The organism is Bacillus sp. FSL R5-0447 (assembly GCF_038606125.1).
GTDB classification, from domain to species: Bacteria; Bacillota; Bacilli; order Bacillales; family Bacillaceae; genus Bacillus; species Bacillus velezensis.
Window position 1 is genome coordinate 3,442,561 of record NZ_CP152012.1, and the last position, 25,574, is coordinate 3,468,134.

The 25,574-nt window shown below is 45.7% G+C and carries 29 protein-coding genes and 1 riboswitch; of the genes, 6 read left to right on the forward strand and 23 right to left on the reverse strand.

All coding sequences use genetic code 11. The annotated features are described in order from the left end of the window. Positions 1 to 54: 54 nt before the first annotated feature. From NYE68_RS17410 to NYE68_RS17420, 3 genes are all read right to left on the reverse strand, one after another. Complete coding sequence (locus NYE68_RS17410; protein ID WP_174747289.1) at positions 55 to 1,170, reverse strand: FAD-binding oxidoreductase; 1,116 nt, start codon at positions 1,168 to 1,170, stop codon at positions 55 to 57. Between the two features lie 382 nt (positions 1,171 to 1,552). Beyond that, on the reverse strand, positions 1,553 to 2,287 hold the full coding sequence (locus tag NYE68_RS17415) for a hypothetical protein (RefSeq protein WP_014418820.1): 735 nt from the start codon (positions 2,285 to 2,287) through the stop codon (positions 1,553 to 1,555). A gap of 71 nt (positions 2,288 to 2,358) precedes the next feature. After that, positions 2,359 to 2,859: a hypothetical protein gene (locus NYE68_RS17420; RefSeq protein WP_029973603.1), complete on the reverse strand. Its 501-nt coding sequence runs from the start codon at positions 2,857 to 2,859 to the stop codon at positions 2,359 to 2,361. Between the two features lie 128 nt (positions 2,860 to 2,987). Here NYE68_RS17420 and NYE68_RS17425 point away from each other — a divergent pair, with 128 nt between their 5' ends. Next, entirely contained in the window at positions 2,988 to 3,452 is a 465-nt protein-coding gene (locus NYE68_RS17425; RefSeq protein WP_014418822.1) for a DUF2691 family protein, read from the forward strand. A 132-nt stretch (positions 3,453 to 3,584) separates the two neighbouring features. After that, a complete protein-coding gene (gene csn / locus NYE68_RS17430) occupies positions 3,585 to 4,421 on the forward strand; it encodes a chitosanase (RefSeq protein WP_003151879.1) in 837 nt (278 codons plus the stop codon). A 35-nt stretch (positions 4,422 to 4,456) separates the two neighbouring features. Here csn and sufB read toward each other — a convergent pair whose 3' ends face one another. The 19 genes from sufB to NYE68_RS17525 all read right to left on the reverse strand — a co-directional run bounded on the left by sufB (position 4,457) and on the right by NYE68_RS17525 (position 21,241). Then, the gene (sufB, locus tag NYE68_RS17435; protein ID WP_007410090.1) at positions 4,457 to 5,854 is read right to left on the reverse strand and encodes a Fe-S cluster assembly protein SufB; all 1,398 of its coding nucleotides are present in this window, start codon (positions 5,852 to 5,854) and stop codon (positions 4,457 to 4,459) included. A gap of 19 nt (positions 5,855 to 5,873) precedes the next feature. Beyond that, on the reverse strand, positions 5,874 to 6,317 hold the full coding sequence (gene sufU / locus NYE68_RS17440; RefSeq protein ID WP_003151877.1) for a Fe-S cluster assembly sulfur transfer protein SufU: 444 nt from the start codon (positions 6,315 to 6,317) through the stop codon (positions 5,874 to 5,876). After that, positions 6,307 to 7,527: a cysteine desulfurase SufS gene (sufS, locus tag NYE68_RS17445; protein WP_014418823.1), complete on the reverse strand. Its 1,221-nt coding sequence runs from the start codon at positions 7,525 to 7,527 to the stop codon at positions 6,307 to 6,309. The genes sufU and sufS overlap by 11 nt, the downstream gene beginning before the upstream one ends. Beyond that, positions 7,527 to 8,840 carry a Fe-S cluster assembly protein SufD gene (gene sufD / locus NYE68_RS17450; protein ID WP_003151874.1) on the reverse strand — a complete coding sequence of 438 codons (1,314 nt, stop codon included), beginning with the start codon at positions 8,838 to 8,840 and terminating at the stop codon, positions 7,527 to 7,529. The genes sufS and sufD overlap by 1 nt, the downstream gene beginning before the upstream one ends. A 17-nt stretch (positions 8,841 to 8,857) precedes the next feature. After that, a complete protein-coding gene (gene sufC, locus NYE68_RS17455) occupies positions 8,858 to 9,643 on the reverse strand; it encodes a Fe-S cluster assembly ATPase SufC (RefSeq protein ID WP_003327022.1) in 786 nt (261 codons plus the stop codon). A gap of 176 nt (positions 9,644 to 9,819) precedes the next feature. Further along, positions 9,820 to 9,972: a hypothetical protein gene (locus tag NYE68_RS17460; protein ID WP_003151857.1), complete on the reverse strand. Its 153-nt coding sequence runs from the start codon at positions 9,970 to 9,972 to the stop codon at positions 9,820 to 9,822. A 192-nt stretch (positions 9,973 to 10,164) separates the two neighbouring features. Beyond that, entirely contained in the window at positions 10,165 to 10,551 is a 387-nt protein-coding gene (locus NYE68_RS17465; RefSeq protein WP_088056427.1) for a carboxymuconolactone decarboxylase family protein, read from the reverse strand. Between the two features lie 83 nt (positions 10,552 to 10,634). Beyond that, complete coding sequence (gene metQ, locus NYE68_RS17470; protein ID WP_014418825.1) at positions 10,635 to 11,450, reverse strand: methionine ABC transporter substrate-binding lipoprotein MetQ; 816 nt, start codon at positions 11,448 to 11,450, stop codon at positions 10,635 to 10,637. Positions 11,451 to 11,463: 13 nt separating this feature from the next. Further along, positions 11,464 to 12,132 carry a methionine ABC transporter permease gene (locus NYE68_RS17475; RefSeq protein WP_003151851.1) on the reverse strand — a complete coding sequence of 223 codons (669 nt, stop codon included), beginning with the start codon at positions 12,130 to 12,132 and terminating at the stop codon, positions 11,464 to 11,466. Further along, a complete protein-coding gene (gene metN, locus NYE68_RS17480; RefSeq protein ID WP_003151850.1) occupies positions 12,125 to 13,150 on the reverse strand; it encodes a methionine ABC transporter ATP-binding protein MetN in 1,026 nt (341 codons plus the stop codon). The genes NYE68_RS17475 and metN overlap by 8 nt, the downstream gene beginning before the upstream one ends. A 105-nt stretch (positions 13,151 to 13,255) precedes the next feature. Then, a riboswitch (SAM riboswitch) is annotated at positions 13,256 to 13,362 on the reverse strand. Positions 13,363 to 13,473: 111 nt separating this feature from the next. Further along, a complete protein-coding gene (locus tag NYE68_RS17485; protein ID WP_007410085.1) occupies positions 13,474 to 13,824 on the reverse strand; it encodes an SCP2 sterol-binding domain-containing protein in 351 nt (116 codons plus the stop codon). Positions 13,825 to 13,920: 96 nt separating this feature from the next. After that, positions 13,921 to 14,241 (reverse strand): thioredoxin family protein, encoded by a 321-nt coding sequence (locus NYE68_RS17490; protein ID WP_003151847.1) that lies wholly within the window; start codon positions 14,239 to 14,241, stop codon positions 13,921 to 13,923. 2 nt (positions 14,242 to 14,243) lie between these two features. Continuing rightward, positions 14,244 to 14,609 carry a toprim domain-containing protein gene (locus NYE68_RS17495; RefSeq protein WP_007410083.1) on the reverse strand — a complete coding sequence of 122 codons (366 nt, stop codon included), beginning with the start codon at positions 14,607 to 14,609 and terminating at the stop codon, positions 14,244 to 14,246. 69 nt (positions 14,610 to 14,678) lie between these two features. Continuing rightward, positions 14,679 to 14,915 carry a YusG family protein gene (locus tag NYE68_RS17500; RefSeq protein ID WP_031378377.1) on the reverse strand — a complete coding sequence of 79 codons (237 nt, stop codon included), beginning with the start codon at positions 14,913 to 14,915 and terminating at the stop codon, positions 14,679 to 14,681. 54 nt (positions 14,916 to 14,969) lie between these two features. Beyond that, on the reverse strand, positions 14,970 to 15,353 hold the full coding sequence (gcvH, locus tag NYE68_RS17505; protein WP_031378376.1) for a glycine cleavage system protein GcvH: 384 nt from the start codon (positions 15,351 to 15,353) through the stop codon (positions 14,970 to 14,972). 59 nt (positions 15,354 to 15,412) lie between these two features. Next, the gene (locus NYE68_RS17510; RefSeq protein WP_003151843.1) at positions 15,413 to 15,769 is read right to left on the reverse strand and encodes an arsenate reductase family protein; all 357 of its coding nucleotides are present in this window, start codon (positions 15,767 to 15,769) and stop codon (positions 15,413 to 15,415) included. Between the two features lie 113 nt (positions 15,770 to 15,882). Continuing rightward, positions 15,883 to 17,667, reverse strand: coding sequence for an acyl-CoA dehydrogenase family protein (locus NYE68_RS17515; protein WP_007613612.1), 1,785 nt, complete (start codon positions 17,665 to 17,667; stop codon positions 15,883 to 15,885). 18 nt (positions 17,668 to 17,685) lie between these two features. After that, positions 17,686 to 18,861 carry an acetyl-CoA C-acetyltransferase gene (locus NYE68_RS17520; RefSeq protein ID WP_015418168.1) on the reverse strand — a complete coding sequence of 392 codons (1,176 nt, stop codon included), beginning with the start codon at positions 18,859 to 18,861 and terminating at the stop codon, positions 17,686 to 17,688. Between the two features lie 10 nt (positions 18,862 to 18,871). Next, complete coding sequence (locus tag NYE68_RS17525) at positions 18,872 to 21,241, reverse strand: 3-hydroxyacyl-CoA dehydrogenase NAD-binding domain-containing protein (protein ID WP_324636413.1); 2,370 nt, start codon at positions 21,239 to 21,241, stop codon at positions 18,872 to 18,874. Positions 21,242 to 21,431: 190 nt separating this feature from the next. Here NYE68_RS17525 and NYE68_RS17530 point away from each other — a divergent pair, with 190 nt between their 5' ends. After that, positions 21,432 to 21,572 carry a YuzL family protein gene (locus NYE68_RS17530; protein WP_003151836.1) on the forward strand — a complete coding sequence of 47 codons (141 nt, stop codon included), beginning with the start codon at positions 21,432 to 21,434 and terminating at the stop codon, positions 21,570 to 21,572. Between the two features lie 29 nt (positions 21,573 to 21,601). Here the strand turns inward: NYE68_RS17530 and NYE68_RS17535 are convergent, their stop codons facing one another. Beyond that, positions 21,602 to 22,510, reverse strand: a complete 909-nt coding sequence (locus tag NYE68_RS17535; protein ID WP_324636412.1) for a proline dehydrogenase family protein — start codon at positions 22,508 to 22,510, stop codon at positions 21,602 to 21,604. A gap of 589 nt (positions 22,511 to 23,099) precedes the next feature. Between NYE68_RS17535 and NYE68_RS17540 the strand changes: the two genes are divergently transcribed. The 3 genes from NYE68_RS17540 to NYE68_RS17550 all read left to right on the forward strand — a co-directional run bounded on the left by NYE68_RS17540 (position 23,100) and on the right by NYE68_RS17550 (position 25,522). Further along, complete coding sequence (locus NYE68_RS17540; RefSeq protein ID WP_053574098.1) at positions 23,100 to 24,725, forward strand: MDR family MFS transporter; 1,626 nt, start codon at positions 23,100 to 23,102, stop codon at positions 24,723 to 24,725. A 195-nt stretch (positions 24,726 to 24,920) separates the two neighbouring features. Further along, the gene (locus NYE68_RS17545) at positions 24,921 to 25,178 is read left to right on the forward strand and encodes a hypothetical protein (protein WP_015418171.1); all 258 of its coding nucleotides are present in this window, start codon (positions 24,921 to 24,923) and stop codon (positions 25,176 to 25,178) included. An 11-nt stretch (positions 25,179 to 25,189) separates the two neighbouring features. After that, positions 25,190 to 25,522: a spore coat protein gene (locus tag NYE68_RS17550; protein WP_003151830.1), complete on the forward strand. Its 333-nt coding sequence runs from the start codon at positions 25,190 to 25,192 to the stop codon at positions 25,520 to 25,522. Positions 25,523 to 25,574 lie beyond the last annotated feature (52 nt).

Sequence of the window (25,574 nt, forward strand, 5' to 3'; positions counted from 1 at the left end):
CCTCTTATTCATTAAAGCTCCATCCTATCATAAGAATGCGCCAAAAGCTATTTTTTATTCAAGCGCCCCGGCCGGATCATAAAGGCTTAAATCAATTTCCGTCTGCTGACCGAGCGCGAGTTTCGCCAGTTCAGCCCCCAGATACGGCCCGCTCGTCAGTCCTGAGGCGCCCAGCCCGTTGGCAACGAGGAGTCCGCTGATATTCGGCACTTTGCCGATGACAGGAAGAAAGCCGGGAGTAAACGGCCTGAAACCGACTCTTGTCTCTATTACAGTACTGTCTGAAAGGCCCGGCGCCACGGTTAATGCTTTGTCAAAAATCTCGCGGAGGCCGCCGGCCGTCACCCGCAAATCCATGCCGGTATCGTTTTCATGAGTCGCACCCGCTATGATTCTGCCGCTGTCAAAGGCGAGAATGTATTGATCGTTTGGGGGCATGACGACGGGCCAGCCGCCCGTATCCTCTCCCTGAAGCTCTAAATGAACGATCTGCGCCTTTTGGTATGATACTGAAAAACGGATGCCGAGCGGCTCAAGCAGCTCTCTCGCCCAAGCGCCGGCCGTTACGAGAACCTGGTCGGCAGTAAGCGTGCGTTCTGCGGTTTTCACACCGATGACGGCACCGTCCTCAGTCAATATTGACGCTTCTTCATTGTAAACAGCCGCGCCGTGCTTAACGGCCGCACTTAACAGCGCCTTACGAAGCGCCCTCCCGTTCACCCGGGCCGCGCCGCTGACATGAACTGCCCCGAATTCCTCCGACAGCGCGGGGAACAGCGCCTTCGTTTCTGCCGGTGTCAGTCTTGTAATGTCACCGATTTCAGGGGCGTCTTCTCTTCTTTTATAAGCTCTTTCCTCCATTTGGCTGAGCTTTTTTTCATCTGTATGGAGGCTGACGGCACCGACCTTTTGATAACCGGTTTCTGTTTCTCCGTCCGCTTCAAGCTGCTGTATCAATCGTTCATAATAACGGGCGCCGCCTTTTGCGATCGCATACCATGCCTGATTGCGCCGCTGCGACAGCCACGGGCAAACGATCCCCGCCGCGGCGTCAGTCGCCTGCCCCGGGTGTTTCCGGTCAATGACCGTTACATCCGCCCCGGCCTTTGCGAGATGATAAGCCGCGGACGCACCGAGAATGCCGGCCCCGATAATCATATAAGACTTCATGTGTAACACCTTTTCTATCTGTTTTGTCTTATTTATTTTAACAAATGGAGCGCTTTGCTTCGACCTTTTGCCCCCATATGAAAAAGCAGAAGGTCGACCAATCTCTTCGCTCTCCTATCAAAGATTCCATCTATCAATAGAGAAAAGGTGATGTCTTAAACGTAAATCATCATGGATGTGAAGAAAACACAGACCCTAAATCGACAATCGCAAGCTTTCAAACAGCAGCCAGTATCAATTCAAAAGTCATAATCAACGTATATACAGATCAAGAACAAAAGAGAACATCAAAGAACGCGGCTAAGTATCAAGCCCCGTCCTTATTGAGAGGATAAAGGCATTATCACTATTATCCTTCCACTATATAAACTGATCTATCATACTATTTTTTAGTAAAAACAAAAGTATAGTATCCATCAGCTTCTCCGGTTTTCATCTTAATCGCTGATCTTCCATAGGCTGATTTACTGCTGATTTTACCATGCATTGTAGAATACTGCGTTAGGGTACCTGTAGACTTTCTTTTGTATGGTTTAAAGGCTATATATCCAGATTGGCCTTTTTTGAGCGTAAAGGAATATGTAGTAGAATAAGATTTTGCTGACGTAAAATTAAAACTAGCTCCATAGTTTATAGCTTGAATTTCTGATGAAGCATTAACACTGTAAGACTTAGATACAGTAGCTTGCGTCTGTTTATCTACTCTGCACGATGATGTAGTACACTTAATTGTTGCTGAAACTTTAATAGGGTCACCATAATATTTAGTGGCTGATTTTTCTTTATATCTCCAATATCTAAGATCAACGTCAGCATAGGGCTTAAATTCTAATTCGTCATTACTTTCCTCAGAAACAACAAACTCATTCTCTAAATCTTCGTTTTCTTTTATTTCAGTTGTTTTTTCATATTCATCTTTTGAAACAGGTACAAGCCCATGTTCTGACGCTTTGAATGGTGCGATTACTGCACCTTGTTCCTCATCATAAAATTTTTCTACATTTGAATCAGATAGATTAATAGTATATTGCTCGACAGCGAATCCTTTCGAGGGATTTCCAAAAACCATCAAAAATACCACGAAAACTGCAATCAAAAGCGTAACTTTCTTTTTCATATACACCCTCCTTATTTTTATGACACATTAAAATATTACCAGAGAAGTATATTTTTGTAAACTAGGTGTGATTAATTTATACTAGGAATTAACAAATAATATATTCCAGATTTCTTATCCACATGAGGGGTTACATTATTATCTGTCTGAGTTTCAATTTTCAGATTTTTCGTTTTGTTAAATCCAGCATATAACTTATATTTTTTACCTGAATAAGACTTTACATCAAATGAAATATCTGTCTTATTATTCTGATTTTTAAGCGCTACACCATTTCCATTCTTTACCCATATAACTTTTTTATCTTTCCATGCCAATGTTCCTGTTCCTATACCTATTTGTTTATTTTCTTCAAATTTGTATATCACAACTTTTTCATTGTCAATTTCCTTTGTTTCATATATAAAATCAGTGATATAAGGTGATTCTTGTTTAGCATACTGTAAAGCTTCATGTTCAGTATTAAATTTTTTCGCTGAATCAGGAGTTTCATTATTCTTAATAAAAAACAAACTGATTATGAAAATAATACAGATGACCAATAAACAAATAATGATCTTTTTCCCCTTCATAACAATAGTCCTCCAATTTAGAAACATATTAGCTATTATTATAGCAATTTTACAGTAATAAAATAAAGCTCCTATGGATTTAATTTCAAAATAGTCAGTCATTAGTTATTCGATTTCCTCATTTTATTATGAAACGCGGCATTACATTTAACATCCCAAATGAGTTCGGACGGTTTGCGGCAGATATATTACAACCGTTCCCGATCTCTCCCTATACGTGGTTTATCGGTGATGGAGAGGCGTATATTGAGTTCAAAGAAGACACCGATACAGACCTGTTTCCACAAAATCAGCGCATCATTCAGGGTCAAGAACTCCGTCAGCGTCTGGAAGGAAACCCTTATTATATGATTTTTGCTGAATTGAAAGCTTTCCCGGGCGGGATGGTAACGGAAATCAATACGTATGAGGAATATTTGGAGAGTTCCTGTGAGCTTGTGCTTCTCATTGCAGATTGCTCGTATGTAACGTTATATTGCAAAGATCCGGTTATGCTCGAAGCCCTTTATCAGCAGGCTGTACAATGCGGGTTTCACCGCGTTGACTATGTTACAGATGAGAATGACGCAAGAACGGGATTGTCTGTCTGGTGAAGGTCGTTCTTTTTATGAAGCGCCGGATAGGGCTTAGGATTCAAAATATTGACAAATTCGTGTGTTTTCAACAAAAAAACAACCCCCTCATGTATACTGAGTGCGTAACTTACATATGAAAGGGGTATGGCAATGAAAATCAGCTTGAAGAAAAAAGCAGGTTTTTGGAAGAAGACGGCGGTTTCATCTCTTATTTTCACCATGTTTTTTACCCTGATGATGAGCGGTACGGTTTTTGCGGCCGGGCTGAATAAGGATCAGAAGCGCCGGGCGGAACAGCTGACCAGCATCTTTGAAAACGGAAAGACGGAAATCCAATACGGATATGTTGAAGCGTTGGATGACGGAAGAGGTTACACTTGCGGGCGGGCCGGCTTTACGACGGCTACCGGAGATGCGCTGGAAGTAGTCGAAGTCTACACGAAAGCGGTGCCGAATAACAAATTGAAAAAGTATTTGCCTGAATTGCGTCGTCTTGCGAAGGACGAAAGCGATGACATCAGCAATCTGAAAGGATTCGCTTCTGCCTGGCGCTCACTTGGCAATGATAAAGCCTTCCGCGCTGCCCAAGATAAGGTAAATGACAGCTTGTATTATCAGCCGGCGATGAAACGTTCAGAAAATGCCGGACTGAAAACGGCCTTGGCAAAAGCAGTGATGTACGATACGGTGATTCAGCATGGCGACGGCGATGATCCGGACTCCTTTTATGCCCTGATTAAACGCACGAACAAAAAAATGGGCGGGTCACCGAAAGACGGAACTGACGAGAAGAAATGGCTCAATAAATTCTTGGATGTGCGCTATGACGATCTGATGAATCCGTCAGATGAGGACACTCAGGATGAATGGAGAGAATCGGTTGCCCGTGTCGACGTTTTCCGCGATATTGTCAAAGAGAAGAACTACAATTTAAACGGGCCGATTCATGTCCGGTCAAGCGAATACGGTAATTTCACTATTCAATAAAGAAAAAAACCCCGCCACATGGCGGGGTTTTACTATTAACCGATGGAACCTTCCATTTCGAATTTAATCAAACGGTTCATTTCAACTGCGTATTCCATCGGAAGTTCTTTTGTGAACGGCTCGATGAAGCCCATAACGATCATTTCTGTTGCTTCTTCTTCAGAAATACCGCGGCTCATCAAGTAGAAAAGCTGTTCTTCAGAAACTTTTGATACTTTCGCTTCGTGCTCCAATGAAATGTTGTCGTTCAGGATTTCATTGTAAGGGATTGTATCAGAAGTTGATTTGTTATCCATAATGAGCGTATCACACTCGATGTTTGAACGGGCGCCGTCCGCTTTTCGTCCGAAGTGGACGATACCGCGGTATGTTACTTTTCCGCCCTGTTTGGAAATCGATTTTGATACGATTGTGGATGACGTATTCGGTGCAAGGTGAATCATTTTCGCACCCGCGTCCTGATGCTGTCCTTTGCCCGCAAGAGCGATAGAAAGCGTCATGCCGCGCGCGCCTTCACCTTTCAGAATGACAGCCGGATATTTCATCGTCAATTTAGAACCGATGTTTCCGTCAACCCATTCCATCGTCGCGTTTTCTTCACAAACCGTACGTTTCGTTACTAGGTTGTAAACGTTGTTCGCCCAGTTTTGAATTGTTGTATAACGGCAGTAGCCGCCTTTTTTGACGATGATTTCAACAACCGCGCTGTGAAGCGAGTTTGTTGTGTACACAGGAGCCGTACAGCCCTCTACGTAATGAACGCTTGCTTCTTCGTCAACGATGATCAGCGTACGTTCGAACTGACCCATGTTTTCGGAGTTGATGCGGAAGTAAGCTTGAAGCGGTGTTTCAACCTTCACGCCTTTAGGCACGTAGATGAAAGATCCGCCGGACCAAACAGCTGAGTTCAGCGCCGCAAACTTGTTATCAGTCGGCGGGATAACTTTCGCCCAGTGCTCGCGGAAAATGTCTTCATTTTCTTTCAGCGCGCTGTCTGTGTCTTTGAAGACGATGCCTTGCTCTTCAAGATCTTCTTTCATATTGTGGTACACAACTTCGGATTCGTACTGTGCAGAAACACCGGCAAGGTATTTTTGCTCAGCTTCAGGAATACCGAGTTTGTCGAATGTCTGTTTAATTTCCTCAGGCACTTCATCCCAAGAACGCTCTGAACGCTCAGACGGCTTTACGTAATACGTAATTTCGTCAAAGTTTAAAGAGTTTAAATCCCCGCCCCACTGCGGCATCGGCATGTTGTAGAAATGCTCAAGAGATTTCAGGCGGAAATCAAGCATCCATTGAGGCTCTTCTTTCATGCGTGAAATTTCTTCTACGATTTCTTTTGTCAATCCGCGCTCTGAACGGAAAATGGAAACGTCCTTATCGTGAAAACCGTACTTGTATTCACCAATTTCAGGCATTTTTTTAGCCATCCATTTTCACTCCAATCTTTTAATTGCCGCCTTTTTCGCCAGCGACTCCTTTTTCAAGTGCTTTCCATGAAAGGGTGGCACATTTAATCCGGGCCGGGAATTTCGAAACGCCTTGAAGGGCTTCAATATCCCCGAGATCTATTGAGTCGTCATACTCTTTCCCTTGCATCATGTCTGAGAAAATCTTAGACATGGAAAGGGCGGTATCAATATCTTTTCCTTTAATCGCCTGCGTCATCATGGAAGCTGAAGCCATGGAGATGGAGCAGCCTTCTCCTTCAAACTTCGCTTCCTGAACGGTATCGCCGTCAAGCTTCATTGTCAGTCTGATCCGGTCGCCGCAAGTCGGGTTGTTCATATCGACGACGATGCTGTCATCCAAAACCCCTTTGTTGCGCGGATTTTTGTAATGATCCATGATCACTTGTCTGTATAATGTATCTAAATTTGCATTAAAAGACATTTGTAAAGTACTCCTTTGTCTTTTGGAGGGCTTCCGCGAGCTTATCGATCTCTTCCTCTGTATTATACAGATAAAAACTCGCTCTCGCAGTAGCAGATACATCCAGCCATTTCATGAGCGGCTGGGCGCAATGATGGCCGGCTCTGACCGCAATGCCCTCAGCATCGAGGACAGTCGCGACATCATGAGGGTGAACCTCATCAAGATTAAATGTCACAAGTCCCGCCCGCTCTTTCGGACCGTATACCGTCACGCCGTCTAGCTGCTCGAAACGGTCAAGCGCATAGGCTGCAAGCTTATGCTCATGCCGGGAAATCTCGTCGAGTCCGATCTCTTCAAGAAAATCAATCGCGGCTCCCAATCCGATCGCGCCTGCAATGATCGGCGTGCCTGCTTCAAATTTCCACGGAAGCTCTTTCCAAGTTGATTCATAAAGCCCTACAAAGTCGATCATCTCGCCGCCAAATTCGGCCGGCTCCATATTCTCAAGCAGTTCTTTCTTGCCGTACAGCACGCCGATTCCCGTCGGGCCGCACATTTTATGGGAAGAAAGCGCGAAGAAGTCGCAATCCAAGTCCTGAACGTCGATTTTCATGTGCGGTGTGCTTTGCGCCCCGTCCACCACGATGACCGCGCCATTGTCATGAGCGATTTTGGCGATCTCTTTAATCGGGTTGATCGTGCCGAGCACGTTTGACACATGAGCGACTGCCACGATCTTCGTATGGCTTGTGACAGTCTGCCGGACGTCGTCCAACGAAAGCGTGCCGTCTTCCTGCATCGGGATATATTTTAAAGTCGCGCCGGTTGCTTTGACAGCCTGCTGCCATGGAATGATATTCGCATGATGCTCCATTTGGGTGATGACCACTTCATCACCGGGTTTTAAGCTGGCGCGGGCATAGCTCAGCGCCACCATATTCAGTGAAGTTGTCGTGCCTTTTGTGAAAATGACCTCAGCCATTGACTTCGCATTGATAAACTTACGGACTTTTTCACGCGCACCTTCATAGCCGTCTGTCGCTCTCGTGCCAAGAGTATGAACGCCTCTGTGGACATTGGAGTTGTATTTGTTGTAATACTGATCCACTGCTTCAATGACAGCACGCGGCTTCTGGGAAGTCGCCGCGCTGTCAAGGTACACGAGGTCATGTCCGTTCACTTGCTGATGAAGGATCGGGAACTGTTCACGAATATCGGTGATATTCATTATTTTACTTTCCTTTCGATGACGGAGACGAGCTGTTTCTTAACTCCTTCAATCGGAAGCTCTTTTACCACCGGAGCAAGGAATCCGTAAATGACTAAGCGCTCCGCTTCTTCTTTCGGAATTCCGCGGCTCATTAAGTAGTAAAGCTGGATCGGGTCCACACGGCCGACAGATGCCGCATGTCCTGCAGTTACATCGTCTTCATCAATTAAAAGAATCGGGTTTGCATCTCCGCGTGCTTTTTCACTCAGCATCAGAACGCGGGATTCCTGTTCAGCGTTTGCTTTAGACGCGCCGTGCTCGATTTTGCCGATTCCGTTAAAGATGGAAGATGCGGCATCTTTCATGACTCCGTGCTTCAGGATATAGCCTTCAGAAGCCTTACCGAAGTGGATGATCTGCGTCGTAAAGTTTTCCGTCTGTTCTCCTCTTCCGACAACTACGGTTTTCGTATCGCCGTATGTGCCGTCACCGTAGAGGTTTGTCGTGTTTTCAGAAATCGTGTCGCCGTCGTTCATCAGTCCGAGCGCCCACTCGATTTTGCTGTCGCGTCCGCGCGCGGCTCCGCGGCGGTTGACGTATGTTGTGACGCCTGCTGACAGGTTGTCAACGGCGCCGTACGTCACGCTGGCATTATCGCCTGTGACCACTTCACTGATAATGTTGAATACAGCTTCTTTCGGATTCACCGTGCTGATGTAGTTCTCAACGTAAGTGACGGAGCTGTGATCTTCAGCGACAATCAGCACGTGGTTGAACAATGCCGTGTCATTGCTTTCATGAACGTAAACGGCCTGAACAGGCGTCTCCACCTGAACGTTTTTAGGAACATAAAGGAATGCCCCGCCGTTCATTAATGCTGCATGAAGCGCAGTCAGTTTATGTTCGTCGACCTTAACGCCGTCTTTCATGAAATACTTCTCAACAAGGTCGCTGTGCTCACGGGCAGCCGTTAAGATGTCCGTAAAGATGACGCCTTTGTCTTTCAGTTCTTTAGAAAGAGAAAGAAAAGCGGGCGTTTGGTCACGCTGCACGTATAACGTTTTGTCTTCGTTTTCGATATCGATCAGCGCTTTTGCTTCATCAGCTAAATCTTCTAAAGAAGCAAGCGGCGCATTTTCTACTGTATGCTTGTTGAACTTTGTAAAGTTCCAATTTGTGATTTTTGTTTTATCAGGCTTAGGCAGCGGCAGATCTTCAGCTTTTTCAAGAGCCTGTAAGCGCAGGTTTTTCAGCCAGGCAGGTTCTTGATGCTTTTCGGAAAAGCCTTTGACATATTCCTGATCTACGGATAGTTTCGTTTCCAATGTCATGATTATCCCCCTAACGCTTACGCTTCTTGGCCTACAGTTTCGTCTTCAATGCCTAGTTCTTGTTTAATCCAGTCATAACCTTCCGCTTCAAGGCGCTGTGCAAGCTCCGCGCCGCCGGATTTCACTACGCGTCCCTGCATCATAACGTGAACGACATCAGGCGTGATGTAGTTCAGAAGGCGCTGGTAGTGAGTGATCATTAAGCAGCCGAAGTTTTCGCTGCGCATTCTGTTAATTCCTTTAGAAACGACTTTAAGCGCATCGATATCAAGACCTGAATCGATCTCGTCAAGAATGGCGATTTTCGGCTCGATCATCATAAGCTGAAGGATTTCGTTGCGTTTTTTCTCCCCGCCTGAGAAACCTTCGTTCAGGTAACGCTGCGCCATTTCAGGGTCCATTTCAAGGAACTCCATGTTTTCGTCCATTTTGCGGATGAATTTCATAAGAGAAATTTCATCGCCTTCTTCACGGCGGGCGTTAATCGCAGAGCGAAGGAAATCGGCATTTGTCACACCGCTGATTTCGCTTGGGTACTGCATCGCAAGGAAAAGACCCGCCTGAGCGCGCTCGTCCACTTCCATTTCCAGTACATCCTTGCCGTCAAGCGTGATGCTGCCTTTTGTAACTTCGTATTTCGGGTGTCCCATAATCGCTGCTGAGAGCGTGGATTTACCGGTACCGTTCGGCCCCATGACAGCGTGGAATTCGCCGCCTTTTATTTCAAGGTTTACACCTTTTAAGATCTCTTTTCCTTCGATTTCAACGTGAAGATCCTTGATCGTTAATGTTGAAGCAGCCATATCTATACCTCCAAAATATATAATCATTATTCTCAATTTATTCTCATTCTAATTTTATAACAAATGAAAAGTAAATACAACTTTTTATATTACCCGGAACATTCCTAAAGTTTATCAAAGATCAAGGCGTAATTAAAGCTGTTTGAAACAGAAAAAGGGCGGAAATCCACCCTTTTTTACTGACCGATTTTCTCATTAAGCTGCGCTGCGAGGAACTTGCTTTTTTGATATTCAAGCTCCCTCTGCCGTTCGACTTCCATCCTTTTTGAAAGACGCCGTCCGTATTCCTCGTAGCCGATGCCGTGTGACTTCTGCATCGCTTTTTCCATTTCAGGCGTATAGTCAAGGTCCAGTCTCTCGTGGCTGGTGCAGATAATGAATCAATCCCTTCATATATTTGTTTCTATTGTAACAATGATCCCCTGCTCCGGCCAAAGAGAGTGTGCCCCTGAATCCTTTCGAATATGCCGAAAACCGGCGCTCGCTTTATCTGAAAAACGGTATTCACACGATTGCTCTTTCTAATGCGTCGTATGTCCGAATTCCTGAATGCACTGCTGCACGAGGGTCACTCCCTGACTGAGAGCCGCGCCGCCCCCGAATGCCGCCGCGACGCCGATGACCTCAAGGATGTTTTCTTCTGTCGCCCCTTGGTCAAGGCAGCCCTTCGTATGATAAATCATGCAAAATTCATCTTGAGCGCTGATGCTGATGCCCAGAGCGATTAATTGTTTCTCTTTTTCAGTTAATGAATCCGCAGAGAAACACTGTTCAGTAAATTCATTAAACTTCCGCCCCATCATCGGCATTTTTTGCTCGAATATGCCTAAACCTTCTTTATATTGTTTCAATGCGTCATGCACGCTTTTCCCGTTATCCTGGTATTGGGCCACTGCCATTCCCTCCAATCGTTAACCTTCCTTTTTATTATGGACAGTTCTCCGATTAATACCCGAAAAAAACCCCGGATGATTCATCCGGGGTTTTCGCTTTATTCAGATACGGGAAGCACGGCTCCGTCGTATTTTTTCTCAATAAAGTCTTTGATTTTCTTAGAGTGAAGCACTTCCATAAGCGCTTTGATTTTCTCTGATTTTTCGTCACCTTTGCGTACGGCGATGATGTTTGCGTACGGGTTGTTTTTCGTTGATTCCACTTCAATCGCATCTTTTAACGGATTCAGTTTGTTTTGAATCGCATAGTTGACGTTAATGAAGACTGCATCGCCTTCTTCTTCATTATATGCTTTCGCCGTTAATTCAGGGGCGATTTTTTTGAATGTCAGGTTTTTCGGGTTTTTCGTAATGTTTTTCGTAGTGGCTTCAATCGTTTTTACCTTCGGATCAAGTGTGATCAGTCCGGCTTTTTCAAGCATCGCCAGCATACGGCCTTGTTCAGCGACATTGTTCGTCATGATGATGGTCGCGCCTTTAGGCAGGTCTTTCAGTGATTTGTATTTTTTCGTGTAAATTCCGAATGGCTCAAGGTGAACGGCTCCGGCATTCACGAGTTTGTAATCTTTATTTTCTTTCATTTCCTGTTCAAGGTAAGGAACGTGCTGGAAGAAGTTCGCATCCACTTCATTATCAGCTAACGCTTTGTTGTACATTTTGTAATCATTCAGCACTTTTACTTTTAATGTGTAGCCTTTTTCCTTCAAGAGCGGTTCCGCTTCTTTTAAGATTTCAGCATGCGGTGTTTTTGTCGCGGCGACGACGATTTCCTTTTTATTCGAGCCGTTTGATCCGCAGGCGGCCAAAACTCCCGCGAACACAAGCAGCAGCGCACTTAATACAATCTTTTTCAATGTAAATCCTCCCTTATCTTTTGTCTATTATATTTGTAATTACATCACCGATAATCTGAATGATAAAGACGATGATGAGTATAAATACTGTCGCTACAAACGTTACATCCGTATTATTGGACTGGTAGCCTTCTACATATGCAAGGTTTCCGAGTCCGCCTGAACCGATGGCGCCGGCAATGGCGGTAGATCCGATCAGGGCGATGGCCGTAACGGTGATGCCTGAAATTAACGCAGGCATTGATTCAGGAATCAGCACTTTGAAGATAATCGTCGATGTCTTTGCTCCCATTGATCTGGCAGCTTCAATGACTCCTTTATCGACTTCCCGCAGCGCAATTTCCGCAAGACGGGCGTAAAACGGCGCGGAGCCGATAATCAGCGCCGGCAATGCGGCGTTCGGTCCTAAAATCGATCCGACCAAAATCTTAGTAAAGCCGAGAAGCAGAATAATTAAAATAAGAAACGGAATAGACCTGAAAATATTAACGACCGCCGCAATCACGGTGTTAATGATTTTATTTTCCCATAAGCTTCCCTTGCCCGTTAAAAAGAGCAGAAGACCGAGAATCGCTCCGATGATAAATGAAAAAACTAATGCGATGACCGTCATATAAAGGGTCTCGTATGTGGCCGTCCACAGCTCGGTTATATCAACGTTCGGGAACCATTTTTCAAACATTTGTGATCACCTCTGCTTCTACCTGTTTGTCTTTGATGAACCGGATCACGTTTTCTACTTCTTTTTCCTGACCGTCAATATGAATGAATAAAGAACCGTAGGCTCCGTCCTTCGTCTGTGAAATTTTCCCCTGCAGAATATTGACGTCCACATCAAAGTTTCGGATCATTTCCGTAATGAGGGGCTGCTCGGCGGCCTGCCCGACAAATGAAAGCTGAATCGTTTTTCCTGTCGCTGTTTCCTGCAGAAAATGCTGGATGGTTTCTTTCGTCTCCTCCGGTTCTGTCACCTGCTGAACGAAACGCTTAGTCATCGGTTCGCGCGGGTTTCTGAAAACTTGGAGTACTTCGCCTTCTTCAACGACTTTCCCGTTTTCCATGACGGCGACTCTGTTGCAGATTTTTCGGATGACGTGCATTTCATGGGTAATGAGCACGATCGTCAGACCGAGTCTGTCATTTATATCGGATAAAAGATCCAAAATTGAATCGGTCGTCTGCGGATCGAGCGCTGATGTCGCTTCATCGCACAGAAGGACTTTCGGATTATTGGCGAGCGCCCGGGCGATGCCGACACGCTGCTTTTGACCGCCGCTCAGCTGCGACGGATAAGATTTTTCTTTCCCCTCTAATCCGACCAGTTTAATCAATTCATCGGCGCGGCGGACCCGTTCGCTTTTTTTCACGCCGGCGATTTCCAGCGGAAACATAATGTTCTCCCGGACGGTGCGCGACCACAGAAGGTTAAAATGCTGGAAGATCATGCTGATTTCCTGGCGCGCTTTTCTCAGCCCGCGGCTGCTTACTTTATTTAATTCCGTCCCCGCGACTTCCACGGTTCCCGACGTCGGCTTTTCAAGGCCGTTCAGGAGACGGATTAAGGAACTTTTACCAGCTCCGCTATATCCTATAATTCCAAATATTTCGCCCTTTTTGATATCAAGAGTGACATCTTGGACAGCATTGACATCCCCATGCTTCGCTTTGTAAATTTTTGAAACATTTTGAAGATGGATCAAAGCAATCACCCGCCTTACACTATTCTAAGAAATCTTCCGGGTTTCTCCGCAAAAGAAAAGCCTTTCTGCAAAAATGAGCAGAAAGGCTTATTGAAAAAGGCCTTTCTCTCATCTTTCAAAGCAGACCGCTTCGAGTGAATTGGCACCATTTCAACATCGTTGATGGTTGCCGGGCTTCATAGGGCACTTCCCTCCACCTCTCTTGATAAGAGAAAACATATCGTATTTTCGTCCGGAAATTCTTACTGTAGAATAGCACGGCGAATGATAAAAAGTCAATAAAATAAATATTGGAAGCTATTGTCACATAGTAGATTGGCAGTTTAAGGCCGTTTACTGATCGCCTGAAAAAATCCGTTTGTCAGCCAGAGGATGGCCTCCAGCTTCAGCAGAGCTCTGAATGATCCTTTCACTTTGAGTTTTCCGCTTTGGATAAGCTTTTGCAAAGAGACATCACCATGCAGGAGATGGATGATTTCCGTCTGGTTTCCGTAAAAGGTCAAATTAGATTTTTCCTTTGAGACCGACGTTTTTCTCATTTCTCCCTGTCCGTTAATTGAGACCGTTAAGGCTTCTGTTTCTCCTTGGAATGTAATCAGCAGCGTTGAGGCGTTTAATAGCGGTTTCAAAAACAGATGCTGTCCGTCATTCTCTGAAACTTCTATTTTCTCCACTCGTATAACCTCCCGTTTTAATGGCCATACATACACTTTCTCTTTTTAACGGACAGAACCCTTTATAAACCGCACGACATTTTCCTGTAAATATTGTCACATCGGGAACGTTTGCGATGTTTTTTGTTTAATCAGCTCATATAAATAGGAAACGGAGCGGAAGGCGTATCCTTTCTCAACAAGCTCTCCGCCTTTAAACAGCAAAAAGCACGGAACGCTTTCAATCTGATAGGCTTTGGCGAATGCGGGGGAATAATTCACGTTGTTTTTATAGAAGGCGGCGCCGGGCAGCATTTCTTCGACGACAGTAAGCATTTTGGACGCCAGCTGGCATGTGCCGCAAAACGGGGTGTACAAATACAGGAGATAAACGTCATCCTGAATCGATTCGAGTTCATTTTCTTGGAGTTCTTTCATGATTACCACCTCAGGTCGTTCTTTTTCAAAAATACAGTGTCAGCATCAAAGCCGGCTCTGATCAGCACAGATGCGAGATGATGGCCCGGGCACGACTCGACTTGCCTGTATGTTCTGTCTATATAAATATGGCGCGCTTCGGGAAGCTCCCGTTTCAGCTGTTTTCTTAATTTTTCTCCGGAGTCATCTGCGTCCGTTAAAATATAGACGTCTCTGTCAAAGAGGCGGTCCGCCAAATCTTCCAGTTCGGTTTGGCCGATCGTTCCGTTTGTACAGACGATTTCCGCGGGTTCGATGAGCACTTCCCTGACTTTGATTTTATCAGATTTTCCTTCTACGATAATGACCTTTTCATCTCCGTTGTACATAAGCGCGTCACCTGCCGATTGTTTTAGCGTCAGATTGAAAAAGAAGGCAGTGAAATTCACCGCCAACTGTTAACACCAGCCATTCTCATAATCGCAATCGACATATTTCGGATCGCTGCTGTTTATGACATCGGCTGTTTTATAAAATTTTTGATTTTCAAATGAAAAGCCCTGTTTGAGCTCGTACTGGTCCATGCCTGTCATCTCGCCGATGGCTTCATTTTCATGAAATAAGGAAAACCGGCCGTTTTGAAAGCGGCCCGTAACGTTCTCCGTCACATCGACCTTTTGTTTATCAAAAGCCATTTTAGACACCTCCCGTTACAGATAGAATGTCCAAATGGCCCCTTTGCTATCCGATCAGTCTTCTTGTGTCATTTCGTCATATTGCTCGGAAGTCATGAGGTTTTCGATTTCTTCAGCATCAGCCGGTTCCACGACGATCATCCACGCTTTTTCATACGGAGACTCGTTTACGAATTCGGGACTGTCATCAAGTTCTTCGTTCACTTCCGTCACCGTTCCGTTAATCGGTGCGTACAGTTCGGAAACGGTTTTGACGGATTCCACGCTGCCGAATGGCTCGTCCGCTTTAATTTCGGCGCCGACTTCCGGAAGCTCGACAAAGACGATGTCGCCAAGTTCGGCTTGCGCGAAATGTGTAATCCCGATGCGGGCTTTTCCGTCCTCAACTTTGACCCATTCGTGCTCTTTGGAATAACGCATATCTTTCGGTGTGCTCATCTAAATCCCTCCATTTTTTTCTTATAATAAGAAGATACCATAATTCTTTGAACCTGGCATTACATCCAATATTTTTCGAATTGGTCTTCTTTAAAGCCGACAGTGACTTTTTCGCCGTCTGTCGTAATCGGGCGTTTCAGGAGCATACCATCTGATGCCAGAAGTTCGAGCTGTTCATCCTCTGACATATGGTACAGTTTTTCCTTCAAGTTCAGTTCGCGGTATTTCATTCCGCTCGTGTTGAAAAACTTTTTGAGCTCAAGACCGCTCTTTTCATAGAGGTCTTTAATTTCTTCTTTCGACGGAGTTTCCTCCGCGATATGTATTTCGTTTATTTCCTTACCGCGGTCTTCCAGCCATTTTTTCGCATTACGGCACGTTCCGCATTTAGGGTACCAGTAAAAATTTAACGACATCTTCTTCACCCCTTGTAAATGATCGTCGTTATTTTAACACAATCACTTGTAAAAACCTATAACGTTGCTTCATGAAAAAGCGCCCCTGATGAAGGAGCGCTTTCAGCATGTGATCAGACCGTATATTTTTCTTCACGGAAGACGGCGGCTGCCGCTTCACGTTTTTTCTGAATGAGGTTTTTCGGCGTCAGGCGCGTCAGTTTGCGCAGCACGGAAAGCATCATGCGGAGGGAATCTCCTTCCTCCATGGCGATCAGTGATTCTTTGGCGTGCGCTTCTATGTTCTGAAGGGCTTCCTGGGCAAAGATTTCCGTATATAACAGCTTCTGCGCGGCTTTTTCGGCACCGTCCGCCGCAATTGCTTTTTCCGTTCTGAGGACGGCTGATTCCAAAGCGTACAGCGCGCTGACAATATCGGCAATGTTCACCATGATTTCCTGCTCGCCTTCGATCTCTTTGCCGTATTTCTGCGCCGCGAGACCCGCTGTCAAGAGGGCGATCTTTTTCGCCTGTCTGACAATGTATTTTTCCTGTTCAAGAGGTTCTGAGCCCGGCTCTTCAGGCATCAGCATCATGAGTTCTTCTTGGAGCGCTTTTGCTTTTTCAAAGAGCGGCAGCTGACCTTTTACGGCTTTTTTCAGGAACGTGCTCGTGACAATCAGGCGGTTGATTTCATTTGTGCCTTCAAAAATTCTGTTGATTCTTGAGTCGCGATAGGCGCGCTCCACTTCATATTCCTGCATAAATCCGTAACCGCCGTGAATTTGAACGCCTTCGTCGGCAATATAATCAAGCGTTTCAGAACCGCACATTTTGTTGAGCGAGCATTCAATCGCGTACTCGGCGATTGACTTCGCGACTTCGCGTCCGTCTTTTTGCTCCTCTTCCGTCAGCCTGCTCATATTATCTTCGAATAAGCCCACTGTTCTGTATACAGAGCTCTCCATCGCGTAAAGCCGAGCTGACATCGTCGCAAGCTTTTCCTGAGTGAGCGTGAAGCTTGAGATCGGCGTTTTAAATTGCCGGCGCTGGTTTGCATAAGCGGCAGACAGCTCAATCACCCGTTTTGAAGCGCCGATTGTGCCGACGGCAAGCTTGTAGCGCCCGATATTCAGGATATTAAAAGCGATGACATGGCCTTTTCCGATTTCGCCGAGAAGGTTTTCTTTTGGGACTTCCGCCTGATCTAAAATCAGCGTTCTTGTCGATGAACCCTTAATCCCCATTTTTTTCTCTTCCGGTCCCGTTGACACGCCCGGATAGTTCTTTTCTACGATAAATGCGGAAAACTTATCTCCGTCCACTTTAGCGTAGACGACAAAGACATCTGCAAAGGCGGAGTTTGTAATCCATTGCTTTTCTCCGTTAAGAATATAGTGTGTGCCCGCTTCATTCAAAACAGCCGTGGTTTTCGCGCCGAGGGCATCTGAACCTGAACCGGGCTCAGTTAAGGCGTATGCCGCGATTCTTTGTCCTGAAGCCAAGTCCGGCAAATAGGTTTTTTTCTGTTCTTCCGTTCCGAAGAACACGATCGGCAATGAGCCGATACCGACGTGAGCGCCGTAAGACAGCGAAAAGCTGCCGGCACGTGAAAACTTTTCCGTAATGAAGGCTGAACTGATTTTATCCAGGCCGATTCCGCCGTACTCTTCAGGCACGTCTGCTCCGAGGAGGCCGAGATCTCCGGCTTTTTTCAGCAGTCTGACCGAATGCTCGAACTGATGGTTTTCAATTTCATCGATATAAGGAAGCACATCGTTTACGACATAGTCTTCTGTCGTTTTACCGATCATTTTGTGTTCGTCTGTAAAGTCCTCCGGAGTGAATATTTGATCATATCCCGTCTCTTCAATCAGAAAGCTGCCGCCTTTTTTGACGTTGACCGTTTCCTGTTTCATGTTCGTTTCCCCCTTTTTTTAAATGAGTTCAAATACGCCGGCAGCTCCCATGCCGCCTCCGATGCACATCGTCACCACGCCGAATTGCTCGTTTCTCCGTTTCATTTCATGAATGAGTGACAGGGTCAGCTTCGTTCCCGTGCATCCGAGCGGATGTCCGAGCGCGATGGCGCCTCCGTTGACGTTCACCTTTTCTTCATCTATCCCAAGCGATCTGATGACTTGAATGGCCTGTGAAGCAAAGGCCTCATTCAATTCAAAAAGCCCGATATCCTGTAATTCGAGTCCGGCAAGCTTGAGCGCCCGCGGAATGGCTTCAATCGGACCGATCCCCATTACCTCAGGCGGAACGCCGCCTACGGCAAAGGAACGGAATTTGACAAGCGGCGCCAATCCGAGCGACGAAGCTTTTTCGCGATCCATCAGCATGACAGCCGCCGCGCCGTCACTTGTTTGTGAAGAGTTCCCGGCCGTCACGGTTCCCGTTTTAGAAAAAGCCGGACGGAGCTTCGCCAAGACGTCAGCTGATGTGCCGGGACGAACGCCTTCATCTTGAGAAAAGATAAATTGTTTTTTCCGCGGCTTATGGTCATCACCGACTTCTGTCAGCGATACTTCAACCGGCACGATCTCGTCATTGAATTTGCCTTCCTTAAGGGCTTTTGCGGCATTCTGATGGCTGCGGACGGCAAATGCATCCTGGTCTTCTCTGGATACGCCGTACGTTTCGGCGACCTGCTCCGCTGTGTGCCCCATGCTCATGTAATACTCAGGCGCATGCTCCGCCAAAGCGATATTCGGGCGGGTCACATGCCCCATCATCGGAACTTGCGACATGGATTCCGCACCGCCCGCAATGACGGTGTCACCCGCGCCGATCATGATTTTTTCAGCACCGTAAGCGATGGATTGGAGCCCGGAAGAGCAGTAGCGGTTCACCGTAATGGCCGGCACCGTATGAGGAAGCCCCGCCAGCGCACCGATATTCCGCGCCATATTTAATCCTTGTTCGGCTTCAGGTGTTGCACATCCGATAATTAAGTCATCGATATTTCCTTCATATCCGCCTGCCCGTTTCAGCGTTTCTTTTACACAAAGCGCGCCTAAATCATCAGGACGAACGGCTGCAAGCGATCCTTTTTTCGCTTTACCGACCGGGGTTCTCGCACCGGCCACAATGACTGCTTCTCTCATAAACACCCTCCTAGTTCCGTAAAGGTTTGCCTTTGACGAGCATATGCTGCATTCTCGCTTGAGATTTCGCCTCGCCAGCGAGGCTTAAAAAGGCTTCTCTTTCAATCTCGAGTAAATATTCTTCTGAAACCTCCGTGCCGAACGGGACTCTTCCGCCGGCAATGACATGGGCCAGCTTCTTCGCAATCTTCATATCGTGATCGGATAAATAACCCGACCGTCTCATTTGGTCTGCTCCGAGCAGTAATGCCGCACATCCGGTTTCCCCGGTGACTTTCACGTTTTTGCGGGCAGGCGGGCGGTATCCGCTGTCATATAAGGAAGCAGCCAGCTGTTTCGCATCGTGCAGCAGGTGATCCTGATTCATGCTGATACGGTCTGCCGCGGACAAAATCTTCATATCACGGGCTTCATGTGCCGAACCGGACACTTTGGCAAGCGCGATTGTTTCGAAGGTTTTAATCGCTGCGTCCATCAGTTCACTTCCGCCGTCCAAATAATTCATGTACAGCTCTTTGTTTCCTCCGCCGCCCGGAATAAGGCCGACGCCGGTTTCAACAAGACCCATATACGATTCGCTCGCCGCCTGAACGCGTGCCGCCGGGAGACAGACTTCCGTGCCGCCGCCGAGTGTCATCCCGAATGGCGCCGCGACAACGGGTTTAGCGCTGTATTTGATGTTCAGCATCGTCTGCTGAAAACGGCGGATGACAAAATCGACTTCCATAAAGTTATCATCCTGAGCTTCCATCAAAATCATCGCAAGGTTTGCCCCCGCGCAGAAATGTCTGCCTTGGTTTCCGATGACAAGACCTTTATAATTCCGCTCCGTTTCCTCAAGCGCATTGTCAATCATCTGAATAATGTCTAAGCCGATCGCGTTGCTTTTCGTATGAAATTCCAGCAGCGCGACATCATCGCCGAGATCAATCAGACTGGCTCCGCTGTTTTTAGTGATCACGCCTTTTGTTTCTTTTAACGTTTGCAGGCTGATCCGTTTCGGATTTTCTTTCACAGCCCTGTATTGGCCGTCTGAATAGTAAAATGGTGTTCCGTTTTCCTTCATATAAAATGTTTCATGGCCCTGATCAAGCATTTCTTTCACCCAGACGGGGAGTGCTGCGCCTTCTTCTTCGAGCCGCTCCGCTGATTTTTTGACGCCGATGGCATCCCACATCTCAAACGGTCCGAGCTCCCATCCGAAGCCCCATTTCATGGCGTCGTCAATCGCTTTGATATCATCAGCGATCTCACCTAAAAGCCGGGCTGAGTACAAGAGTGTTTGCGATGTAATATTCCAAAGCAGGCGTCCGGCGCGGTCATCAGAGTATATAAGCGCTTTCATTTTGCCTTTGGCACCCTTTGCCTGTTTGGCGGCTTCTAAAGCGGGCGTCTTCATTTTCGAGCGCTCACCGTATGTCATGGTCAGCGGATCGAGTTCATATATTGTTTTACCTTCTTTTTTGTAAAAACCTTGGCCTGATTTGCTGCCCAGCCAATTGTTTTTCAACATGTCATTCATAAATTCAGGAAGCTTAAACATGTCTTTTTCAGCGCCGTCGGCTTTATCATACACATTTTTTGCCACATGGGCGAAAGTATCAAGCCCCACAACGTCAAGGGTTCTGAAGGTCGCGCTTTTCGGTCTGCCGATCAAAGGCCCGGTCACCGTGTCCACCTCGCCGATGCGGCAGCCGGAAGAAAGCATTTCTCTTACCGTGACCAGCAGGCCGTACGTACCGATGCGGTTGGCGATAAAGTTAGGCGTGTCTTTTGCGATGACGACCCCTTTCCCGAGCGTGTTTTCTGCAAATGAAGTCATAAACTCCAGCACGTCAGGATCTGTTTCCTGAATCGGAATGATTTCCAGAAGCTTTAAGTAGCGGGCCGGATTAAAGAAATGGGTTCCTAAGAAATGAGCTTTAAAATCGGCAGATCGGCCTTCCGCCATTTTTGTGACGGAGATACCGGACGTATTGCTCGACACGATGCTTCCCGGTTTCCGGTATTCATCAACGATTGAGAAAATCTGTTTTTTTACGTCAAGATTTTCGACGACGACTTCAATAATCCAATCAGCATCCTTCAATTGAGCTGCGTCATCTTCCAAATTCCCCGCCGTTATATAGTCGAGATTGGCAGCCGAAGTCAGCGGCGCCGGTTTTTGCTTCAGCAGCTTTTGCATGGCCGATCGGCTCAGTCTGCTGCGGACCTCCGGGCTTTCTAATGTCAGCCCTTTTTTCATCTCATCCTTTGTCAGCTCGTTTGGCACAATATCAAGCAGCAGGACGGGAATTCCGATGTTAGCCAAGTGCGCGGCAATTCCGGACCCCATGACGCCTGATCCGAGAACGGCTGCTTTCTTTATAAACTTGTGCATGAGTCATCCCCCTTGAACTTTGAATGAATAGTCATTCATTTTTTCGGCAAAAAAAATGAAACCCTTTTCTTCTTACATCTTAAAAGATTTTCAGGATGACTTCAATAGCAAATATGGAATTTTTTTAAATTTTTCTGCTTCCGCATGTTCCGTGGCGCGGGCGGGAAACTTAAACCCGGAGGTGAAGGGAATGGTGCGAGGGAGAAAAGATCCGTCTTCTGCCGCAGTGAGCGCGGCCAGCATGAAAGGAAATGCGGGACCGAAGCAAAAATACGGCGGCGGCAAACGGACGAGCCAAAATCAGCAATATAAAAAAGACAACATGGAATAACATGCTGCGGCTGCTTTTTGGAGCAGCCGTTATTTTTTGAAGATCCCTTTCAGCACAAATGCCGCATTTGCCGGGCGCTCGGCAATTCTTCTCATCAGGTACCCGTACCAATCGGTTCCGTACGGGACATACACCCTCATCCTGTATCCTTCTTCGGCAAGCTCCTTCTGGCGCTCCGTTCTGATGCCGTACAGCATTTGGAATTCAAACTGCTCCCGGGGAATCTGATGTTTGCTGATGAGTGTTTTCGTATAAGAAATGATGTCATCATCATGTGTCGCCACCGCCGTTTCATGGCCGCTCAAAAGCTGCAGCTTAATCAGCTGCTGAAAATGAAGATCGGTTGCTTTTTTATCAGGGAATGCAACGGCCGCCGATTCTTTATAAGCGCCTTTTACAAGCCTGAGCCGCGGCTTGTATGGCATCAGACCGCTGATGTCTTCAGCTGCGCGGTACAAATAAGCCTGAATGACGGTGCCGAGCATCGGGAAATCCGGCTTGCACCGCTTATACAGCTCAAGCGTACGGCCGCATCTTGAATAGTCCTCCATATCAATCGTTACAGGCACGCCGCGTTCTTTTGCCTCCGTCAATATGTCTCTGACATGCTGTTCCGCGAGTTTCTCGGAAATATCCAGACCGATGGATGTTAATTTCAGCGACAGCTCACAATCCAGTTGATTCTCGGCAATCGCCCTGATTGCTTCTTTACATTCTTCCGCCGTCCTTTTCGCATCCTTCTCTGACCCCGCATATTCACCTAGATAATCAATCGAAGCCGACAGCCCTTTTTGGTTCAGCCGCTTTACCGTTTTCACAGCTTCCATGAGTGTTTCCCCTGCAACGAACCTTCCCGCACCGAAGCGGATTCCGTAAGCCTGGGCGAATTTTGTAAGCATTTTATTTTTCGACAAAAATAAACATATGCTCCGCAGCAAGGATGAACTCCCTCCTTTTTCTTTTATTCGTGTATGAAATCCCGATCGCAGAGAAAGCTAAAACACAAAAGCTATGCAAATTGCCAAGATATCAGTTCATATATCCATACAGACTCTGATGTCAAAGCAATGTATTATATTATCAAGATATTCAAACGGTTTTAATGAGTCACAAAAAGAGTCAATAAAAATCACTACTTCTTAAATTGAGTTTTCGAGCTATAATTCCGCTTCTTTGTTAAATTTTGCCCCGAAAAACTTTTAATTTATATTTCTTTATCCCCTTATAATTTGAAAATATTCCTTAAAAGATAATTGATTTATAATTTACAATGGCTTATATTTAAAATTGATAATTCAGTTTATTGAACGTATCTATTAAGAAGGAAAAGCAGAATTTCAAAATGTTAATTCTGCTGAATTTATCTTTGCCTCACAAACATACCTCCAAAGCATTATTATTTCTTTCTAATAGCTTTACGATCCTTCATTTTTAAAGATGGCTTCTCTTCCCTAACGGAATTTAAAGAAGGGACCTGCCTGAGTTATCCATTCACCTAATTTTGAAGAATCACTATGCTCGAAACATATGAAAAGAGGGAACCTTCAAGTGGATTCAACAGGAAAATCTAAACGTACACTTTTATTAATTGGACTTATTATAGCCATGTTTTTTTCTGCTCTAGACGGAACAATCGTAGGAACGGTTATGCCTAAGATTGTAGGAGATCTCGGCGGCCTGAGCATGATGACTTGGCTGACTACGGCCTACCTATTAACATCTACCTCCATCGTTCCGATCGCTGGAAAACTTGCAGATCTATTAGGCCGCCGGGCAGTATATGTGGCCGGGCTGATTATATTCATGATTGGCTCTTCACTGTGCGGCTTGGCTGATAATATGAAAGAATTAATTGTGTTTCGAGGTTTACAAGGTCTTGGCGGAGGCATTATGATGCCGATGGCTATGATTGTCATTGGAGATTTATTCACAGGCAAACAGCGTGCCAGATTTCAAGGCGTATTTGGCGGTATTTACGCTCTTGCTTCTGTAATCGGACCGCAAATTGGGGGATGGATTGTAGATTCTTTCAGCTGGCATTGGGTATTTTTTATCAATTTACCCGTGGGAATGGTAGCTGTGTTCTTTATTGCGATGGGATTGCAGGCCAGAAAATACACGGGTCCGATTCATTTTGATTTCATCGGGATGTTTACAATGATTACGGGTGTAGTCTGTTTGCTGCTTACACTCAGTTTCGGCGGAAAAGAATTTGACTGGTTATCATGGCAGACATTTTGTCTGTTAGCTTTGGCCACTATAAGTATTATTAGTTTTGTATTTGCAGAAAAAAAAGCTGAAGAACCAATTCTGCCTATACATCTTCTAAAAAGCAGAACTTTTATCTTCCTAAATTTAATAGGGTTCTTTATGAGTATTGGGATGTTTGCAGCAATCACCTTCGTCCCTTTCTTCATGCAAGGAATAATCGGCATGAGTGCATCAGAGTCCGGGACAATCATGATGCCGATGATGGTCGCAATGATTATGTCCAGTATTATAGGCGGGCAGCTGGTCTTTAAAATCGGCATTAAAGCTCAGATTATCACGGGGATGGCAATCATATCCTTTGCCTATTTTTTATTATCCACATTAGAAGCTGACACCAGCAAATTAACTGCAACTACTTATGTAGCTATCATCGGCTTCGGTATGGGCCTTGTTATGCCCATTATTACTCTGGCACTTCAAGAGAGTTTCTCTAAAGAAACGCTCGGCGTGGTTACTTCGTCAAGCCAATTTTTCCGCTCTATCGGAGGTACGTTTGGAATTACGATTCTGGGAGCAGTGATGAATGCCAAGTCAGGAAATATATTAACCGATAAATTAGTTCCTTTTTTAGACAATTTCCCAAAACAAGAAAACGCATTGGCAACTCATCTAAAAGACTTGATCAGCAGCAATCCTCAAGTCCTGCTACAGAGGCTATTCAGTTCTGATTCATTCGAACAATTTCCGCATTCTATAGCAAAGCACATCATACCGATACTGAAGACAGCGTTAATGGACTCTCTTCGCAGTGTATTTTTCGCAGGGCTTATACTATTAATTGCCGGAGTATTTTCTGCTTTTCTTTTACCAAAAATAAAAATAACCGAAAGAAAAGCCGGCACTGATCTAGACAATAAACCGGCAGCTGAAGTCCAATCCTAGTGCCGCTGCTGACTTTCGCATATATTGAACTGTTAACATGAACAGGCATTATCCGAAGGTTTATTCTTCTGATAGTGTCTTTTTTTATTGTAAATATTGATGTCTCTGCTGCAAATCGTGGTTATTTTAATTTATCTGTATGAAATCCCGATCGCAGAGAAAGCTAAAAAGAACAGAATTGAAGGAGGCGTTTACATGAACAATCAAGAGCAGCACGGAAACTTGCCGCCTGCCGTCATCTCAACGAAAGACCATTTGTATCTTGAGGACATGCTGAACTGGAATCTGCTTGCCATGAAAAAAGCGCATTTTATGGCGGAACACTGCCAGAATCAGACGTTAAAACAAGAGCTTGATCAAATCGGCCGGATGCATCAGAAGCATTATCAGCACATATTGGGCCGCTTGAACCCCGATCAAGGCGGACAAACAACAACAGGCTATATGCAATAGGAGGACAATACATGGAACAGCAAAACCAAAAAATCACGAATCCGCAAACGCCCGTGCCCAATACGGCGCAAATGAATGACAGAGACTTGGTGAATGAGCTGCTGACGACGGAAAAATACATCACGGCTTCATATTGCACAGCCCTGCACGAGTTCAGCCACGAGTCTCTTTACCAAGATATTCAGGCAATTTTCGATGAGTCACAAAAAGCGCAAAGAAGATTATACGATGTGATGTTTCAAAATGGCTGGTATTCCATTGAAGCAGCCGATACTCAAAAGCTTCAGCAATCGTATCAGAAGTTCCGGCAGACCATTCAGCAGCAGTCTCCCTACCAGCAGTAAAACGAAGAAGGATTTGATGTTTTCGACAAGCATCAATCCTTTTTTTATTTTT

Excerpts from the sequence above, each read along its gene's own strand:
- NYE68_RS17490 (WP_003151847.1), bottom strand. The coding sequence starts at position 14,241 with ATGAAAGAACTCCAAGAAAATGAACTCGAATCGATTCAGGATGACGTT.
- NYE68_RS17410 (WP_174747289.1), bottom strand. The coding sequence starts at position 1,170 with ATGAAGTCTTATATGATTATCGGGGCCGGCATTCTCGGTGCGTCCGCG.
- NYE68_RS17415 (WP_014418820.1), bottom strand. The coding sequence starts at position 2,287 with ATGAAAAAGAAAGTTACGCTTTTGATTGCAGTTTTCGTGGTATTTTTG.
- NYE68_RS17545 (WP_015418171.1), top strand. The coding sequence starts at position 24,921 with ATGAACAATCAAGAGCAGCACGGAAACTTGCCGCCTGCCGTCATCTCA.
- NYE68_RS17500 (WP_031378377.1), bottom strand. The coding sequence starts at position 14,915 with ATGGCTTTTGATAAACAAAAGGTCGATGTGACGGAGAACGTTACGGGC.
- NYE68_RS17475 (WP_003151851.1), bottom strand. The coding sequence starts at position 12,132 with ATGTTTGAAAAATGGTTCCCGAACGTTGATATAACCGAGCTGTGGACG.
- NYE68_RS17460 (WP_003151857.1), bottom strand. The coding sequence starts at position 9,972 with ATGGAAAAAGCGATGCAGAAGTCACACGGCATCGGCTACGAGGAATAC.
- NYE68_RS17520 (WP_015418168.1), bottom strand. The coding sequence starts at position 18,861 with ATGAGAGAAGCAGTCATTGTGGCCGGTGCGAGAACCCCGGTCGGTAAA.
- NYE68_RS17540 (WP_053574098.1), top strand. The coding sequence starts at position 23,100 with ATGAAAAGAGGGAACCTTCAAGTGGATTCAACAGGAAAATCTAAACGT.
- NYE68_RS17425 (WP_014418822.1), top strand. The coding sequence starts at position 2,988 with ATGAAACGCGGCATTACATTTAACATCCCAAATGAGTTCGGACGGTTT.
- NYE68_RS17495 (WP_007410083.1), bottom strand. The coding sequence starts at position 14,609 with ATGTACAACGGAGATGAAAAGGTCATTATCGTAGAAGGAAAATCTGAT.
- NYE68_RS17530 (WP_003151836.1), top strand. The coding sequence starts at position 21,432 with ATGGTGCGAGGGAGAAAAGATCCGTCTTCTGCCGCAGTGAGCGCGGCC.
- sufC (WP_003327022.1), bottom strand. The coding sequence starts at position 9,643 with ATGGCTGCTTCAACATTAACGATCAAGGATCTTCACGTTGAAATCGAA.
- sufB (WP_007410090.1), bottom strand. The coding sequence starts at position 5,854 with ATGGCTAAAAAAATGCCTGAAATTGGTGAATACAAGTACGGTTTTCAC.
- NYE68_RS17510 (WP_003151843.1), bottom strand. The coding sequence starts at position 15,769 with ATGTCGTTAAATTTTTACTGGTACCCTAAATGCGGAACGTGCCGTAAT.
- NYE68_RS17550 (WP_003151830.1), top strand. The coding sequence starts at position 25,190 with ATGGAACAGCAAAACCAAAAAATCACGAATCCGCAAACGCCCGTGCCC.
- sufU (WP_003151877.1), bottom strand. The coding sequence starts at position 6,317 with ATGTCTTTTAATGCAAATTTAGATACATTATACAGACAAGTGATCATG.
- gcvH (WP_031378376.1), bottom strand. The coding sequence starts at position 15,353 with ATGAGCACACCGAAAGATATGCGTTATTCCAAAGAGCACGAATGGGTC.
- csn (WP_003151879.1), top strand. The coding sequence starts at position 3,585 with ATGAAAATCAGCTTGAAGAAAAAAGCAGGTTTTTGGAAGAAGACGGCG.
- NYE68_RS17525 (WP_324636413.1), bottom strand. The coding sequence starts at position 21,241 with ATGCACAAGTTTATAAAGAAAGCAGCCGTTCTCGGATCAGGCGTCATG.
- sufS (WP_014418823.1), bottom strand. The coding sequence starts at position 7,527 with ATGAATATCACCGATATTCGTGAACAGTTCCCGATCCTTCATCAGCAA.
- NYE68_RS17515 (WP_007613612.1), bottom strand. The coding sequence starts at position 17,667 with ATGAAACAGGAAACGGTCAACGTCAAAAAAGGCGGCAGCTTTCTGATT.
- NYE68_RS17420 (WP_029973603.1), bottom strand. The coding sequence starts at position 2,859 with ATGAAGGGGAAAAAGATCATTATTTGTTTATTGGTCATCTGTATTATT.
- sufD (WP_003151874.1), bottom strand. The coding sequence starts at position 8,840 with ATGACATTGGAAACGAAACTATCCGTAGATCAGGAATATGTCAAAGGC.